The following is a 16293-nucleotide window of genomic DNA, read 5'->3' on the forward strand; positions in this document are numbered from 1 at the left end:
CCGTTGGACTCGATGCACACCGAGCGCGATCATCGGAGCATGTCAACCGTCACCGACACCCCGACGGGCACCGTCCCCGCCACCACCGCCGCTCCCGTATCCGCGAGCGACCGTGTCGTCGCCCCGCGCGGACGCCGTGTCCACACCCGTCGGCGCCACGGTTTCGGCTTCTGGGCCGTCGCCTTCGCGTTCCTCGCGGTCATGGCCTTCGCGACCGTCCCAGCACCCCTCTACGTCATCTACCAGGCCCGCGACGGGTTCCCGACCTTCACCACGACGGTGATCTTCGCGGCGTACGGGGTCGGCGTCGTCGGGTCGCTGTACCTCGCGGGACACCTCAGCGACGTGCACGGGCGGCGCCCGCTCATCCTGGTGTCCATCGCCCTCGAGCTGGTCGCCGCCGTGCTGTTCCTGCTCTGGAACGACGTCACCGGCCTCATCGTCGCCCGGCTCGTGACCGGCCTCGGTGTCGGGACGCTGACGGCGACCGCGACGGCGCACCTCGGTGAGCTCCGGGTCCGTGCGACCGGGTCGAGCGACTCCGCGAAGGGGGCGAGCGTCGCCGCCGGGGCCGTGAACCTCGGTGGGCTGTCGCTCGGCGCCCTGGTCGGTGGAGCGCTCGCCGAGTTCGTCGGGCAGCCGCTCATGGTCCCGTACGTGGTGTTCGTGATCGCGCTGGCCGTCGCGTTCGTACTGGTGCTCGCAGCACCGGAGACGGTCGGCCGCCCCGAGCAGCCCGTGGCCTACCGCCCGCAGCGCATGCAGGCGCCCGAGGGACAGGGTGCCGCGTTCTGGGCCGCCGGTGCAGCCGCGTTCGCCGCGCTCGCCGTGCAGGGCCTCTTCACCTCGGTCGCGCCGAGCTTCCTCGGCACCACCTTCCACGTCACCGACCGCCTGGCCGCCGGGGCCACGACCTTCGGGGTCTTCGCCGCGAGCGCGCTCTCGCAGATCGTCTTCGCCCGGCTGTCGCAGCGTGCGCAGATCCGGCTCGGCATGGTGCTGCTGGTCGTCGGGCTGGTCGTCCTGGCCGTCGCCGCGGTCCTGCTGCAGGTCGCCGGGTTCATCGGCGGCGGGGTCGTCGCGGGCGCCGGGGTCGGCCTGCTGTTCCGCGCCGCGATCGGCAGCGCCGCAGCACTGGTCGGGCCGGAGCGTCGGGGCGGCGTGCTCGCCGCCACGTTCCTCATCGCCTACGCCGGACTCACCGTGCCGGTCGTGGCCGTCGGGGCGGCGCTGCTGGTGATCCAGACGCTCCCCGTCCTGATCGGGTACGTCGTGCTCGTCGCCGTCCTGGCCGTCGTCGCCGGCACCCGACTGGCCGCGCGCGCCTGACGCGCCACGGGCCTCCCGGCCGCCCGTCGCACGACGTGCGGGCGCACTCCCGGCATACTGGGTGCGTGCCCCGGAACCGCAACCGTCCCGTGATCACGGGGATCGCTGCCGTTGTCGCCGCCGGTCTCCTCGCCGGCGGGCTGTTCCTGACGGCACGGCAGGGTGCGGACGACCCGACCATCGGCGCCGACTCGGCCGCACAGACCCCGGCCGATGCAGCGACCGCCGCCGGCGACGGCACCGTCACGATCACCCGCACCGGGCCGGACATGCCCGGCAGCACGGCGCTCGGCCGGTGCGACACGACGACCCAGGCGGCCGTCGCGCAGTACGAGACCGAGGCCCTGGGCCGTGTCACCCTGCAGTGCGGCACCGCTGCCCAGGGCTACGAGCACATCCGGGTGCGGCACACCGCCGACTGGCAGGACGTCGTGTCCGGGCACGGCTCGCGCGACTGGGACGACGCCATGCTCACGGCGGTGCACACGGCCCTCGAGGACCCGCGCCCCGGGTTCCCGCTCGACGCCGGCGACGGCAAGGTCTGCTACGCCGCACCCGTCCGGTTCGACGACGGTTCACGCCCCGACGACGAGCCCTTCGTCAAGGTGATCGTCTCGGCCACCACCGACCGGGTGATCACGGCGTACCCCACGCGCACCGACGACTGCTGACGCCGGCGCTGGCGCTGGCCGCCCGTTCCGCGACGGACCACGAGTCGATCACCTGGTGGATCGTCGCGAAACCGGGGCTGGGCGCCCGAGCGCGCGACCCTACGCGTGCACCTCGTACTCGTGCCGCCGGTGCGACGCCGGCTCCAACTGGAACGTCGAGTGCTCCACCGGCACGTCGAAGTGCTCCGCCACGCACCGCTGCAGCTCGTCGAGGATCGCCGGGGCGTGCGCCGTCGAGAAGCAGTGGTCGTCGACGACCACGTGCGCGGTCAGGTTCGGCACCCCCGTCGCCACGAGCGTCGCGTGCAGGTCGTGCACCGCGATGACGTGGTCGAGCTCGAGGATGTGGCCCCGCACGTCGTCGAGGTCGAGCCCTGGCGGCGTCGACTCGAGCAGCACGTTCGCGGTCTCGCGCAGCAGCCGGATCGCCCGCGGCAGGATGAGCAGGCCGATCAGGATCGCGGCGACGGAGTCCGCCCGCTCCCACCCGGTCAGCATGAGCACGACCGCGGCGATGATGACGGCCACCGACCCGAGGGTGTCGTTGAGGACCTCGAGCCGGGCGGCACGTGAGGTGAACCCCTCGCCCGAGGCCCGGAGCAGCACCGCGTAGGCCACCAGGTTGCCGACGAGTCCGACGATGCCGAAGACGAGCAGCGGCCCGGAGTGGATCTCCTCCGGCACGATGAGTCGCTGGACCGCCGAGATGATCACGTAGACGCCGACGGCGAGCAGGATCGCGGCCTGCGCGGTGGCCCCGAGGACCTCGGCCCGCTGGAAGCCCCAGGTGCGCTGTGCGGTCGGCGACCGGCGGGCGAGCCGCGTCGCGACGAGTCCGATGCCGAGTCCGCCGGTGTCGACGACCATGTGCCCGGCGTCGACGAGCAGTGCGAGCGAACCCGTGACCACGGCGCCCACGACCTCGGCGAGCAGGATGCCCGCCGAGATGCAGAACGCGATGAGCAGGGCGCGCTCCGAGGCGTGCCCGACGCCGTGCCCGTGGTCGTGTCCCATGTGCGACATCGTAGGGATCCGCACTGACGACATGCCAGGATCGTCGGCGTGAGCCGGTCGCCCTACGAGCTGTCCACACCACCCGAGGTGCTGGCCCGGCTGCACCCCCGGCTCCGGACGTACTTCGCTGCCGTCCCGCCCGGACACGTCGGTCGCGGCGAGGGCGTCTTCACCGTGGTCGGCACCCCGCGCCGCTGGGTCTGGCCGGTCCTCGCGTGGTTCGCGCGCGACGCCGTCGTGTTCCCGGTGTGGGAACGGGACGTGCCCTTCACCGTCGAGAACCGCCCGGCTCGCGTCCGTCGTGGACCCGGCACCGGCCTGGAGGCCCGCCCCGCCGTCCGCGCCCACCGCACCTTCCGGTTCCGCTCGGGCGCCCGCGCGATGGTGGACGCCATCACCGCCGAACCCGACGGCCTGGTCGACCACCTCGGTCGCCGCGGGCGCGTCAGCGCGCGTCTGCGGGCGCAGGTCGACGCGGACGGTCCGGACGCGGGCGCCCTGCGCCTGGTTCGTACCCGGGCGTGTGACCCGGGCTCGCAGGCTCGCCCGGCGCACCCCGCGCAACGCTGGCGCGTTGCCGCCGAGCGGGGCGCGCAGAACGATTCGATGACGAAGCCGACCTGCAGCGCGTGTCCCTGGTGCTCACCGCGCCGGTGCTCGGCACGCTGTACCGGTACGAGGGGGCGTTCCGGTACGAGATCGCGCCGGACACAGGACGGGGATGAAGATGAGCGACGAGAAGGGCCGCGTCGTGATCGCGGGAGCGAGCGGCTTCGTGGGGCGGTACCTGCGGGACGCCTTCGCGGCAGAGGGCTACCGGGTCGTCACCGTCGGCCGGACCGGCGACGCGGTGTGGGGCAACACCCTGCGCATCCGGGAACTCGTCGACGGCGCCGCCATGGTCGTGAACATGGCGGGCAAGAGCGTCAACTGCCGCTACGGCCGACGCAACCGTGCGGAGATCATGCGCTCCCGGGTGGACACCACGCTCGAGCTCGCCGAGGCCATCCGGACGTCGGAGCACCCGACGCCGCTGTGGATGAACGCCTCGACCGCGACGATCTACCGGCACGCCGACGACCGCCCGCAGGACGAGACCACCGGCGAGATCGGCGAGGGGTTCTCGGTCTCCGTGGCCCGCGCGTGGGAGGACGCCTTCTTCGGCGCCGACCTGCCCGGCACCCGTCGTGTGGCGCTCCGGATGGCGATCGTGTTCGGCGACGGCAGCGCCCTGCTGCCGCTCCTCCGGCTCGCGCAGGCCGGCCTCGGCGGGCCGCAGTACGACGGGCCGTGGGTGCCGACGCGCTCCCGGCTCCGCGCCGGCACGTACCACCACCACCGGCCCACGCACGGTCGGCAGCGCTTCAGCTGGGTGCACATCGCCGACGTCCTCGGGTCGATCCGGTTCCTCCGTGACCACCCGGAGATCGAGGGGCCGGTGAACCTCTCGAGCCCGAACCCGTCCGACAACCGCACCGTGATGGCGACCATCCGCGACGCCGTCGGACGCCGGTTCGGGGTACCGACCTGGCGGTGGATGCTCGAACTCGGGTCGTTCGCGATCCGCACCGAGACCGAACTCGTGCTGAAGAGCCGGTGGGTGGTGCCGACCCGGTTGACCGAGGCGGGCTACGAGTTCCGGTACCCGCACCTGCGTGGGGCGCTCGCCGGGATCATCGCGGAGCGCCGCCAGCACCGGGGCTGAGCACCGGCACCGGGACCCCGTCGACCGGAGCTGGCGCCGGGTTCCGGCCCGGTCGCGGCCCGCGGTCCCGCGCCGGACGCGACGACCACAGCACGGCGGCCACGACGACCGCGCCGGCGAGCACCTCGACCAGGTCGGGTACCTCGCCGAAGGCCGCCCACGACGCGAGCACCCCGACCACCGGCACGAGCATCGAGAACGGCGCGACCGTGCTCGAGGGGTAGGTCGCCAGCAGCCGCGACCAGATGCCGTAGCCCACCAGGGTCGCGACGACCACGATGTAGAGCAGGCCGAGGTCGGCCGGCAGCGCCGCCGGCGTGAACGCGGTGCCGAGTGCGGCCCCGATGCGGTCCGGTCCCTCGACCACGAGCGACAGCACGGCCATCGGCACGGGTGGCACGACCGACCACCACAGGGTCAGGTGCAGCGGGTTCGCGGCGCCCGCCCGCCGGGTCGCGACGTTGCCGATCGCCCACCCGAGCGCACCGCACAGCGCGAGCACGACGGGCAGCAGCGCGGCGGTCTGGGAGCGGTGCAGGGCGATCGCGGCGAGGGCGGCCACGGCGACGGTGACCCCGACGACCTGCCGGCCGGTCAGCCGCTCGCGCAGGAACACCCCGGCCAGCACCACCGTGAAGGGCGCGGAGGCCTGCAGCACGAGCGAGGCCAGCCCCGACGGCATGCCGGACGCCATGCTCAGGTACAGGAACGAGAACTGCAGCACGCCGAGCCCGAGGCCGACGAGCAGCAGTCGCCCGAACGGGATCCTCGGCCGCGGCACGAACAGCAGCGTCGGGACCGCCAGGATCGTGAACCGCAGCGCTGCGAGCAGGAACGGCGGGAAGTGCTCGAGCGCGAGTGCCGTCGCGGGGAAGTTCAGTCCCCAGACCACGGCCACGACGACGGCGAAGAGACGGTCACGAGCGGTCATGCTCCTCATCGTCCCGGTCCGCACGTTGTAGGTCCATCGAAACCTTCGCGAAGCACGATGTAGGGTCCCTGCATGGTCGACTTCGACGTGCAGCTGCTGGCGGTCCTCCGTGAGCTCGCTGAGCGTGGCAGTGTCACGGCCGTCGCCGAGGCCACCCACCGCACACCGAGCGCCGTCTCCCAGCAGCTGCAGACGCTGCAGCGGCAGGTCGGGGTCCCGCTGGTCGAACGCGTCGGGCGCGGCGTCCGCCTGACCCCGCACGGCCAGGTCCTGGCAGGCCTGGCACCCGGGGTCGCGACCGCCATCGCCCGGGTGGACGCCGCCTGGCAGGAACACCTCGGCGGCACGACCGGACCGGTGTCCCTGGCGATCTTCCCGTCCGCCGCCGAACTGCTGTTGCCCGGCGTGCTCACCCGGATGCAGGCGCACCCCGGCATCGCGCTGACCCTGGTCGACGTGGACGTCGGCGAGGGGGAGTTCGCACCGCTCGCCGCGGACCACGACGTGGTCGTCGGGCACCGGTCGGACGGCGTCCGACCGGCCGATCAGGGATCGGTCGACACCCTGCCGCTCCTGCGCGAACCGCTCGACGTCGCCCTGCCGCCCGGGCACGCCCTGGTCGGCCGCGCACGCGTGGGCATCGACGAGGTCGTCGGGGAACGCTGGATCGGCGTGCCGGAGGGGTACCCGATCGACCGGGTGCTGCACGCGATGGCCGCGGCGACGGACACCCCGCCGAGCGTCGCGTTCCGCACGATCCACCTGCCGGTCATCGAGAACCTGGTGGCGGCAGGGCACGGCATCGCACTCGTCCCGCGGTACACGTCGGGCACGCGGGCCGCCGGGCGCTTCCACCTGGCGGAACTCGCCGACGTCCGTGCCGGACGCCGCATCGAGGCACTGGTCCGCCCCGACCGTGCCGTCCGGCCCGTGGTGCGCACCGTCCTGGAGGCGCTGGTCGCCGTCGCCCTGGAGGTCACCACCTGAGACGGTGGCGCCCACCGCCGGACGCGCGCCGTGCCTCCAGGCCGCGTCAGCGCTCTTGAAACGTCAGCGCCCCTGGAACGTCAGCGCACCTGGAACGGCGTGCCGAGCGGCAGGAGCTCCGCCAGCGCCGTGATGTCGGCGTTGTGCATGCGGACGCAGCCGTGCGACGAGTCGGTGCCGATGCTCGACGAGTCATCGGTGCCGTGCAGCCCGATCTGCCCCGGACCACCGCCGAACGAGTTCAGCACGTCGGAGAACGCGGTCGTGCCGTACGCGTACGGGCCGTACCCGGCGTTGGTCGGCGCGAGGAGCTCGGTCAGCGCGAAGTGCCCCGTCGGGGTCGGAGTCCCACCGGTACCGGTCGCGACGGGGTAGCGGTCGACGACCTTCCCGCCCCGGTAGAGCTCGAGGGTGTTGGTCGACCTCGTCACGACGATCGCGTACGGGTCGGCTGACAGGTCGACGGACGTCTCCTCCACCCAGCCGGTGCTGCCGTTCGGACGCTGTGCGAGCTGCACCTGCACCCAGCCGTCCTGCTGTGCGACCACGAGGAACACGAGCGGGGCTCCGGAGGCCTGGGGGTTCGGCAGGGTGGTCGTGACCGCGCCGCCGGGCTCGGCGTGCACCGCGATCGACGCGCCACGGACCGCAGCGACCGTCGACGTCACCGGCGCGTGCACGGCGTCCACCGGAGCGGCGCTCGGCGTCGGTGTCGGGGTCGGTCCCCGGGTCGGGCTGGGCGTCGGCGTGCTCGATGCGACCGACGAGGGCGTCGGGTTGGGCGCGGCGGCCGGAGCGGACCACGGCCGCAGCGCCAGGACGATGATCACCGCGGCGACGGCGACCGCCACGGCGGCGGCGAGCAGCCCGGGGCGGAGTCGTGACGACGACGGTCGGGGCACGGTGCGGCTCCTCGGTTCTGACGTGGCGACGGCGCCCGGCGTGGAACTGGCCGGACGCCGTCGGACACCGCGGTGGGTGTCGGTTCGGTCGGTGCTGCGGGTCAGCCGGTGAAGGCCGCGTTGCCCGGGACCGGCACCGCGACGGGGGCGGGGTCGTCGACCGGGGCGGGGTCGGTGCCCGGCGTCGTCGGGTCGGCGACGACCGTCACGGCGAAGCTGACCAGGATGCCGCTGTCGTCACCGCTCAGGATGAACGCGACGTCGCCGGCCGGGATGTCGGAGCTGAACGTGACGGTCCCGGAGACGTTGCCGTCCGCGTCGGCGGTGAGGACCTGGTCCGCACCGACGTACTCGAGGTCCTGCAGCAGGACCGCGGGCAGCACCTTCTCACCCGGCAGGAAACCGGTCGCGGTGACCTGCACGCCCGGGTCGCGGAGCGACGACGACGTGGTCGGTGTCTGCACCCGGATCGTGCCGGTCGGCTCGGGGGTGAAGTAGGTGTCGTCGCTGTTCCGGGAGATCCCCGTGACCGTGCCGGCGCCGGTGAGCGTCAGCGCGCCGTACGCGTTGATCGTGGCGTCCGGCGTGGTCGCGGCGAACTGGGCCTGGAAGGCGGCGAGGGTCGCCGGGGTGCCCGCGGCGATCGTGCCGACGGGCAGCGTGGCGGTCCAGGTGCCGTCGACAGCGGTGGGCCCGGTGGCCGAGGTGGTCAGGACGACGCCGTCGCCCGGGGCGTTGTCGGTCGAACCGGCGGTGTCGATCACCAGCGCGTAGCGCGCGTCGCCGGTCGCGACGAGGTCGGCGGTGCCGAGCCCCAGGCCGTCCTGCGACGCCTTCGCCGTGCTGCGGACGTCGGTGAGGTCGGTCGCGGCGCTGCCGGTCGTGGTGTGTGCCAGGAGCGTGCCGGTCGACAGCGTCGCACCGCTCGCACCGAAGGTGGGCGTGCCGCCCGTGGTGAACCAGGTCGCCGGGAAGGCGCCGCTCGTCCAGGTGGTGAGGTCGTCCGCGGTGACCCACTCGGTGCCGGCCGCCGTCGCGGCGCGGCTCTGGGGTGCAGCCTTCGCCGCGGTGCCCTCGCCCACCGTGCCCGTGATGGACTGCTGGGACGCGGTGGGGGTCGGGCTCGGCGCGTTCTCGGCCGTGGCGACGCCCGGGAGGGCGACGAGCGCGGTTGCGAGCGCGGTCACCGCGGCGGCGGTGACGATGGTGGTACGGCGCATGGACGGGTTCTTCCGGTTCGAGCACCCGAGCGGGGTGCAGCGCGGACCCGGTTCCGTGCTCCGCGACGTCGCGGTCCCCCCAGCATCCGACGCGAGCTTACGTGAGGGAGCGTCGCGTGTCACGTGAACGTCAGCCGACGCCGTCCGGCGTCGGCTGACGCCGGACGGCGGTCCTCGACGTCAGACGTCGAGGTGGTCGACCAGCTCGTCCGCCAGACCCGTGTAGGTCGCCGGCGTCAGGTTCGTCAGCCGGGCCTTCGCGCCGTCGGAGATGTCCAGACGGTTCACGAACACGATGAGGTCCTGCTGGCTCACCCGCTTGCCCCGCGTGAGCTCCTTGAGCATCGCGTAGGGGTCCTCGATGTTCGACTGCCCGGCGGTGACCTCGGCACGGATGACCGTCTGGATGGCCTCGGCGAGGACCTCCCAGTTGTGGTCGAGGTCGTCGGCGAGCTTGGCCTCGTTCACGGCGATCTCGCCCAGACCGCGGCGCAGGTTGTCGAGCGCGAGCAGCGAGTGCCCGAACGCGACACCGATGTTCCGCTGGGTGGTGGAGTCGGTCAGGTCGCGCTGCAGCCGGCTCGTCACGAGGGTCTCGGACAGCGTCGAGAAGAGCGCCGACGAGATCTCGAGGTTCGCCTCGGCGTTCTCGAACTTGATCGGGTTGATCTTGTGCGGCATCGTCGACGACCCGGTCGCACCTGCGACGGGGATCTGGGTGAAGTACCCCATCGAGATGTAGGTCCACACGTCGGTCGCCAGGTTGTGCAGGATCCGGTTGGCGTGACGCACCCGGTCGTAGAGCTCGGCCTGCCAGTCGTGCGACTCGATCTGCGTGGTGAGCGGGTTCCACGTCAGGCCGAGGCCCTCGACGAACTCGCGGGACAGCGCGGGCCAGTCGGCCTCGGGGTCCGCGGCGAGGTGTGCCGAGAAGGTGCCGGTCGCGCCGGAGAACTTGCCGAGGTACTCGCCGCCCTCGATCTGGGCGAGGACGCGCTCGAGCCGGTAGACGACGACCGCGAGCTCCTTGCCGAGCGTCGTCGGGGTGGCCGGCTGACCGTGGGTGTGCGAGAGCATCGGCACGCTCTTCAGCTCGACGGCGAGCGTCCGGAGCTTCTCGAGCACGGCGCGGAAGCCGGGCAGCCAGACCTGGTCGACGGTGTCCCGCACCGTGAGTGCGTAGGACAGGTTGTTGACGTCCTCGCTCGTGGCGGCGAAGTGGGTGAGCTCGGCGATCGCGTCGAGCCCGAGCTCGGACAGCCGGCGGCGCACGAAGTACTCGACGGCCTTGACGTCGTGCCGGGTCGTCGCCTCGATGTCGGCGAGCTCCGCGATCTGGTCCTGGCCGAAGGTCGAGGCGATCCGGCGCAGCGCGGCCTTGTCGTCGACGCTGAGCGGCGAGGTGGTGAACATCGCGTGGTCGGTCAGGAAGATGAGCCACTCGACCTCGACCACGATGCGCGCGCGGTTGAGGCCGGCCTCGGAGAGGTGCTCGCCCACCGTGTGCACGATCGGGTAGTAGCGCCCGTCGAGCGGGCTGATCGGCTGCGGGGGAAGGGGGGTCATGGGGCTCCCTGACGGACTGCCGGCTCGAGCTGGTGGAAGAGCGCCCGGCAGGCCCGTTCGACGGTCGAGAGCACTCGGTCGAACTCGTGCCGGTCCGCGTAGTACGGGTCCGGCACGTCGGCCTGCTGGGGCCAGGCGGCGTCGTACCGCAACAGGAGCGTCACCTTGGCGGAGTCGTCCATGGTCGGGGCCCACGAACGCAGGATGCGCTCGTGGGAGCGGTCGAGTGCGACCACCAGGTCGAGGTCCGGGAACCGGTCCGGGTCGAACTGACGGGCGCGATGCCTGCTGCCATCGTATCCGCGCGCCGCCAGCGCTGCGATCGTGCGCTCGTCGGCGGGTTCGCCGACGTGCCAGTCACCGGTGCCGGCCGACTCCACCTGGAACCGGTCGGCGAGGCCGGCGTCCGCGGCGATCTGCGCGAAGACGACACCGGCCATGGGGGAGCGGCAGATGTTGCCGCTGCAGACGAACGAGACGCGGAACGGGGCGTCGACGTCCTGGGTCATGAGCACATCATGACGCAGGGCGGGGTCCTCCGCGAGGCCCGCCGGGGTCACGCCCGCTGGCGGTTGAGCACCGGGCGGGCGAAGAGCCCGATCAGCCAGGCGAAGACCGCGAGCACGAAGGCACCGACGATGCCCCAGCCGAAGGAGTCGACCTCGAGCCCGAAGCCGAACGCGTCCGAGATGCCCGCGACGATGAGCAGCAGGACCGCGTTCACGACGAACGAGATGAGCCCGAGCGTGAGGATGTAGATCGGGAACGCCACGATCCGGATGACCGTGCCGATCACCGCGTTCACGAGACCGAACACGAACGCCACGAGCAGGAAGGTGAGGACGGTCGCGGTGGTCCCGCCGTCACCGAACGGCGTGACGGAGACGCCGCTGACGATCAGCGTGGTGAGCCAGAGCGCGAGGGCGTTGACGACGAGGCGGACGAGGAATCGCATGCGCCCATGATGCCCTCGCTTCCCCTCGTGGGTGCCGTGGGCCTGCCGGTAGCCTGAACCCGTGAGCGAGCAGCGTGTGCACATCCGGCCCGAGGTGGCCGTCCTCCCCGCGTACAAGCAGGGGCGACAGGCGTCCGACTCCGCCTTCAAGCTGTCGAGCAACGAGAACCCGTTCCCGCCGCTCCCCGGGGTCGTCGAGGCCGTGCAGGCCCAGACCTCGTACAACCGCTACCCCGACGCCACCGCCCTCGCCCTGCGCGCTGTGCTGGCCAACCGCTTCGGGCTGACCGCCGAGCAGGTGCACGTCGCCCCGGGCAGTGTCGCGATCCTGCACGAACTCGCCCGCGCGACCTCCGGCCCCGGTGACGAGATCGTCTACGCGTGGCGCTCGTTCGAGGCGTACCCGGGCGTCGTCACGGTCGCCGGCGCCACCAGCGTGCAGGTGCCGAACCGCGCCGACGGTGGGCACGACCTCGACGCGATGGCCGCGGCCGTCACCGAACGCACCCGCATGGTGCTCGTCTGCTCGCCGAACAACCCGACGGGGCCGATCGTGACCGCCGCGGAGTTCGACGCGTTCATGGCCGCGGTGCCGCAGTCGGTGCTGGTCGTGCTCGACGAGGCATACGCCGAGTTCGTGACGGACGAGGCCGCCGTGCACGGCCACCCGCTGCTCGCCGCGCACCCCAACCTCGTGGTCCTCCGCACCTTCTCGAAGGCGTACGGGCTCGCCGGGCTCCGGGTGGGCTACGCGCTCGGTCCGGACTACGTGCTCGACGCCGTCCGTGCCTGCGCGATCCCGCTGTCCGTGACCGCCCAGGGCCAGGCAGCGGCGCTCGCCAGCCTGGAACGCGAGGCCGAGCTGCTCGAGCGCGTGACCGAGATCGCGACCCTGCGCGACCGGATCGTCGTCGAGCTCCGGGGACAGGGCTGGGACGTCCCCGACGCCCAGGGCAACTTCCTCTGGCTGCCGACGGGCGAGCGGACCGTCGCCGCGGCGGCCGCGTTCGAGGACGCCGGCATCATCGTCCGGGCCTTCCCGCCAGAGGGCATCCGCATCTCGATCGGCGAGCACGAAGCTGTGGAAACGCTCCTCCAAACAGCCCGCTCACTTGTGGGGGACCTCCAGGTGGCCGACTAGTGCCTGGCGCTACGCTGGCCCGCATGTCATTCCGCGCCGCGGCTCCCGCGACGACCACCGTCCGGCTCCTCGACCCCGAGGGTCGGTTCGTGGAGACCGACGAGAACGCCGAGTTCGCCGCCGCCGCGCGGGCGATCCCCGACGAGACCCTGCTGGCGATGCACCGCCGCATGGTGCTGACCCGTCGGTTCGACCACGCCGGCCACAACCTCCAGCGCACCGGCCAGCTCGGCCTGTGGGTGCCCAGCCACGGGCAAGAGGCCGCGCAGACCGGCTCGGCCTTCGCCCTCCGCGCCCAGGACCACGTGTTCCCGTCCTACCGCGAGCACGCCGTCACCATGCACCGCGGCGTCGAGCCGATGGAGATCATCGCGATGTACCGCGGGCAGACCCACGGCGGGTGGGACCCGGACCAGCGCGGCAACACGCACATCTCCACCCTGGTGATCGGCTCGCAGACCCTGCACGCCACCGGGTACGCGCTCGGCCAGAAGCTCGACGGCGACGTCGGCACGGGCGACCCGGACCGCGACGCCTGCTCGATCGTCTACTTCGGCGACGGCGCCACCAGCCAGGGCGACGTGAACGAGGCCTTTGTGTTCTCCGCGTCGACCAAGGCCCCGGTCGTCTTCTTCCTGCAGAACAACCACTGGGCCATCTCGGTGCCGGTGTCGGTGCAGTCCCCGACGCCGCTCGTCGACCGCCCGCGCGGCTTCGGGATCCCGAGTGTCCTGATCGACGGCAACGACATCCTCGCGTCCTACACGGCCTCGGTCGTCGCGACCGAGCACGCCCGCAGCGGCCAGGGCCCGGCCTTCATCGAGGCGGACACCTACCGCATCGGTGCGCACACCAGCTCCGACGACCCGAGCCGGTACCGTGCCGACGGCGAGCTCGAGGAATGGGTCCTCCGCGACCCGATCGTCCGGTCCGAGGCGTACCTGCGCTCGAAGGGTGCGACGGACGAGCAGTTCGCCGCGTTCGACGAAGAGGGCGAGGACATCGCCGCCGACGTCCGACGCCGCACCGTCGCCCTGACCGCACCGTCCGTCGACGTCATGTTCGACAACGTGTACCGCGAGCCGCACCCGCGGATCGCCGAGCAGAAGGCCTGGCTCGCCCAGTACGAGGCCGGCTTCGAAGGGGGCGCCCACGCATGAGCACCACCGAGCAGCTCTTCGACTACACCCTGCGCTCCCACCCGGGCGCCGGCGAGGTCCCGAGTGACCCCACCCCGACCCTGCCGATGGCCAAGGCCCTGAACGCCGGGCTCGCCGCGGCCATGGAAGCAGATGACAAGGTCCTGCTGATGGGCGAGGACATCGGCCAGCTGGGCGGCGTCTTCCGCATCACCGAGGGCCTGCAGGACCGCTTCGGCGCCGAGCGCGTTCGGGACACCCCGCTCGCCGAGGCCGGCATCATCGGCACCGCGATCGGCCTCGCCCTGCGCGGCTACCGGCCGGTCGTCGAGATCCAGTTCGACGGCTTCGTGTGGCCCGGCTTCGACCAGATCACCTCGCAACTCGCGAAGATGGCGAACCGCCTGCCGGCACACATGTCGCTGCCCGTCGTCATCCGCATCCCCTACGGCGGACACATCGGCGCCGTGGAGCACCACCAGGAGTCCCCGGAGACGTACTTCGCGCACACCCCGGGCCTGCGGGTCGTCAGCCCGAGCACCCCGAACGACGCCTACTGGATGATCCAGGAAGCCATCGCGTCGAAGGACCCGGTGGTCTTCCTCGAGCCGAAGTCCCGCTACTGGCCCAAGGGCCAGGTGGACCTGGTCGACGGCCACGTCCCGATGCACACGACCCGCGTCGCCCGCACCGGCACCGAGGTCACGCTCGTCGGGCACGGCGCGATGGTCGCCACCCTGATGCAGGCGGCGGACATCGCCGAGGCCGAGGGCACCAGCTGCGAGGTCATCGACCTCCGCTCGATCTCGCCGATCGACTGGGAGCCGCTGCTGGCCTCCGTCCGCAAGACCGGTCGCCTGGTCATCGCACAAGAGGCCTCCGGCTTCGTCAGCGTCGGCAGCGAGATCGCCGCGACCGTCGCCGAGCGGGCGTTCTACACGATGCAGGCACCGCCGCTCCGGGTCTCCGGCTTCGACGTGCCGTTCCCGGTGTCGAAGCTCGAGCACCTGCACCTGCCGGATGCCGACCGCATCCTCGAGGCCGTCGACCGCGCCCTCGCCTACTGACCCGTCCGACCGAGCTCGACCAGATCCGCGAAGGAGCCGTAGTGGCCGCCGCCGAATTCCCCCTGCCCGACGTGGGTGAAGGTCTCACCGAGGCCGAGATCGTGCAGTGGCGCGTCGCGATCGGGGACGAGATCGCCGTCGACCAGGTACTCGTCGAGATCGAGACCGCGAAGTCGCTCGTCGAGCTGCCGTCGCCGTTCGCCGGCACCGTCACGGGGCTGCTCGTGTCCGAGGGCGACACGGTCGAGGTCGGCAAGCCGATCATCCGTGTCGACTCGGACGCCTCGGTCGCCTCCGGTGCGGCCCTCACGCCGCCCGCGGAACAGCCTGTCGAGCAGCCTGGAGGCGCGGCGCCCGTCGCCCAGACCGCACCCGTCTCGCCGGTGGTCGCGTCCACCCCGCCGGCCGCGGCCACCCCGTCGACTCCGGTCGCGCAGACCCCGCCCGCTCCGGCGCGCGCCGCTGCTGCCCCTGCTCCGGCTGCCCCCGCTCCGGCCGTGCCTGCTCTGGCTGCTGCCGTCGCGCCGGCGGCGCCGGTCCAACCGGTCGCGGTCGACGCTTCCGTCCAGGGCACGGACGAGTCCTCCGGCGCCGTCCTCGTCGGCTACGGCTCGGCGACCTCGTCGCCCTCGCGTCGCAAGCCGGGTGCCCGCCGGGCCGCAGCGCTCGCGGCCGAGGCGAGCCGCGCCTCCAGTGTGGACAGCGCCGCGGCTGCCGAAGCCTCCGTCGACCCGGGCGAGGAGAGCACCGCCGAGGCGATCAGCGCCCTCGGCACGGGCTCCGCGCACAAGCAGAGCACCGCGACCAACGTGCTGGCGAAGCCGCCGATCCGGAAGCTCGCGAAGGACCTCGGCGTCGAACTGACCGAGATCGTCGCGACCGGTCTTGCCGGCGAGGTCACCCGCGACGACGTCATCCGGCACGCGAAGCAGGCCAGCGTCTTCCGGAACATCGAGACGCCCGAGTGGGGCGAGGTCCGCAGCGAGACGATCCCGGTCAAGGGTGTCCGCAAGGCCATCGCCACCGCGATGACGACGTCCGCGTTCACGGCACCCCACGTGTCGCTGTTCGTCGACGTCGACGCGACCCACACGATGGAGTTCGTCAAGCGGCTCAAGGCCTCGCCGACGTTCGCCGGCGTCAAGGTCTCGCCGCTGCTCATCGTCGCGAAGGCCGTCATCTGGGCCGTCCGCCGGAACCGCTCGGTGAACTCGACCTGGACCGACCGCGAGATCATCGTCCACCACTTCGTGAACCTCGGCATCGCCGCGGCGACCCCGCGCGGGCTCATCGTGCCGAACATCAAGGACGCGCAGGACATGTCGCTGCTCGAGCTGGCACAGGCGCTCGAGGAGCTCACCCTGACCGCCCGCGACGGTAAGACCACGCCGAAGCAGATGGCCAACGGCACGGTGTCGATCACGAACATCGGTGTGTTCGGCATGGACACCGGGACCCCGATCCTCAACCCGGGCGAGGTGGCGATCGTCGCCATGGGCACGATCAAGCCGAAGCCGTGGGTCGTCGACGGCGAGGTCCGCTCGCGCATGGTGACGACCATCGGTGCCTCGTTCGACCACCGGGTCGTCGACGGTGACGTGGCGTCCCGCTTCGTGCACGACGTCGCCTCGGTGCTCGAGGAGCCCGCGCTCCTGCTCGACTAGCG

The 16293-nt window shown here is 72.4% G+C and carries 15 protein-coding genes and 1 pseudogene; 9 read left to right on the top strand and 7 right to left on the bottom strand.

Annotation, left to right across the window (positions count from 1 at the left end; translation table 11 throughout):
* Positions 1-39: 39 nt before the first annotated feature.
* Together ACZZ9K_RS12490 and ACZZ9K_RS12495 are read left to right on the top strand one after the other, a co-directional pair.
* The gene (locus ACZZ9K_RS12490; RefSeq protein WP_463444206.1) at positions 40-1329 is read left to right on the top strand and encodes an MFS transporter; all 1290 of its coding nucleotides are present in this window, start codon (positions 40-42) and stop codon (positions 1327-1329) included.
* A 65-nt stretch (positions 1330-1394) separates the two neighbouring features.
* On the top strand, positions 1395-2000 hold the full coding sequence (locus ACZZ9K_RS12495) for a hypothetical protein (protein ID WP_463444207.1): 606 nt from the start codon (positions 1395-1397) through the stop codon (positions 1998-2000).
* Positions 2001-2099: 99 nt separating this feature from the next.
* On the opposite strand, the gene ACZZ9K_RS12500 is transcribed toward ACZZ9K_RS12495, so the two are convergent.
* Positions 2100-3014, bottom strand: coding sequence for a cation diffusion facilitator family transporter (locus ACZZ9K_RS12500; protein ID WP_138802424.1), 915 nt, complete (start codon positions 3012-3014; stop codon positions 2100-2102).
* A gap of 87 nt (positions 3015-3101) precedes the next feature.
* Between ACZZ9K_RS12500 and ACZZ9K_RS12505 the strand changes: the two are divergent.
* Both ACZZ9K_RS12505 and ACZZ9K_RS12510 read left to right on the top strand, forming a co-directional pair.
* A pseudogene (locus ACZZ9K_RS12505) lies at positions 3102-3437 on the top strand (DUF4166 domain-containing protein); the annotation flags it as partial.
* A 304-nt stretch (positions 3438-3741) separates the two neighbouring features.
* Complete coding sequence (locus ACZZ9K_RS12510) at positions 3742-4719, top strand: epimerase (protein WP_138803428.1); 978 nt, start codon at positions 3742-3744, stop codon at positions 4717-4719.
* Here the strand turns inward: ACZZ9K_RS12510 and ACZZ9K_RS12515 are convergent.
* Positions 4688-5650 carry an EamA family transporter gene (locus ACZZ9K_RS12515; protein WP_463444208.1) on the bottom strand — a complete coding sequence of 321 codons (963 nt, stop codon included), beginning with the start codon at positions 5648-5650 and terminating at the stop codon, positions 4688-4690. The genes ACZZ9K_RS12510 and ACZZ9K_RS12515 overlap by 32 nt on opposite strands.
* 72 nt (positions 5651-5722) lie before the next feature.
* Here ACZZ9K_RS12515 and ACZZ9K_RS12520 point away from each other — a divergent pair, with 72 nt between their 5' ends.
* The gene (locus tag ACZZ9K_RS12520; protein WP_463444209.1) at positions 5723-6637 is read left to right on the top strand and encodes a LysR family transcriptional regulator; all 915 of its coding nucleotides are present in this window, start codon (positions 5723-5725) and stop codon (positions 6635-6637) included.
* An 80-nt stretch (positions 6638-6717) separates the two neighbouring features.
* Here ACZZ9K_RS12520 and ACZZ9K_RS12525 read toward each other — a convergent pair whose 3' ends face one another.
* The 5 genes from ACZZ9K_RS12525 to ACZZ9K_RS12545 all read right to left on the bottom strand — a co-directional run bounded on the left by ACZZ9K_RS12525 (position 6718) and on the right by ACZZ9K_RS12545 (position 11280).
* On the bottom strand, positions 6718-7539 hold the full coding sequence (locus ACZZ9K_RS12525; RefSeq protein ID WP_463444210.1) for a L,D-transpeptidase family protein: 822 nt from the start codon (positions 7537-7539) through the stop codon (positions 6718-6720).
* Between the two features lie 101 nt (positions 7540-7640).
* Positions 7641-8759 carry a hypothetical protein gene (locus ACZZ9K_RS12530; RefSeq protein WP_463444211.1) on the bottom strand — a complete coding sequence of 373 codons (1119 nt, stop codon included), beginning with the start codon at positions 8757-8759 and terminating at the stop codon, positions 7641-7643.
* Between the two features lie 180 nt (positions 8760-8939).
* Positions 8940-10325 (bottom strand): adenylosuccinate lyase, encoded by a 1386-nt coding sequence (gene purB, locus ACZZ9K_RS12535; protein ID WP_463444212.1) that lies wholly within the window; start codon positions 10323-10325, stop codon positions 8940-8942.
* A complete protein-coding gene (locus ACZZ9K_RS12540; RefSeq protein WP_017886476.1) occupies positions 10322-10834 on the bottom strand; it encodes a low molecular weight protein-tyrosine-phosphatase in 513 nt (170 codons plus the stop codon). Before ACZZ9K_RS12540 ends, purB begins: the two co-directional genes overlap by 4 nt.
* Positions 10835-10881: 47 nt before the next feature.
* Positions 10882-11280: a phage holin family protein gene (locus ACZZ9K_RS12545; RefSeq protein WP_463444213.1), complete on the bottom strand. Its 399-nt coding sequence runs from the start codon at positions 11278-11280 to the stop codon at positions 10882-10884.
* A 61-nt stretch (positions 11281-11341) separates the two neighbouring features.
* Between ACZZ9K_RS12545 and ACZZ9K_RS12550 the strand changes: the two genes are divergently transcribed.
* The 4 genes from ACZZ9K_RS12550 (at position 11342) to ACZZ9K_RS12565 (ending at position 16291) form a co-directional block, all read left to right on the top strand.
* A complete protein-coding gene (locus ACZZ9K_RS12550; protein ID WP_463444214.1) occupies positions 11342-12421 on the top strand; it encodes a histidinol-phosphate transaminase in 1080 nt (359 codons plus the stop codon).
* Positions 12422-12444: 23 nt separating this feature from the next.
* Positions 12445-13581 carry a thiamine pyrophosphate-dependent dehydrogenase E1 component subunit alpha gene (locus tag ACZZ9K_RS12555; RefSeq protein ID WP_027464965.1) on the top strand — a complete coding sequence of 379 codons (1137 nt, stop codon included), beginning with the start codon at positions 12445-12447 and terminating at the stop codon, positions 13579-13581.
* 86 nt (positions 13582-13667) lie between these two features.
* Positions 13668-14627 carry an alpha-ketoacid dehydrogenase subunit beta gene (locus ACZZ9K_RS12560; protein ID WP_250898884.1) on the top strand — a complete coding sequence of 320 codons (960 nt, stop codon included), beginning with the start codon at positions 13668-13670 and terminating at the stop codon, positions 14625-14627.
* A gap of 41 nt (positions 14628-14668) precedes the next feature.
* A complete protein-coding gene (locus ACZZ9K_RS12565; protein ID WP_463444215.1) occupies positions 14669-16291 on the top strand; it encodes a dihydrolipoamide acetyltransferase family protein in 1623 nt (540 codons plus the stop codon).
* Positions 16292-16293: the final 2 nt, after the last annotated feature.

The organism is Curtobacterium sp. AC268, assembly GCF_979258745.1.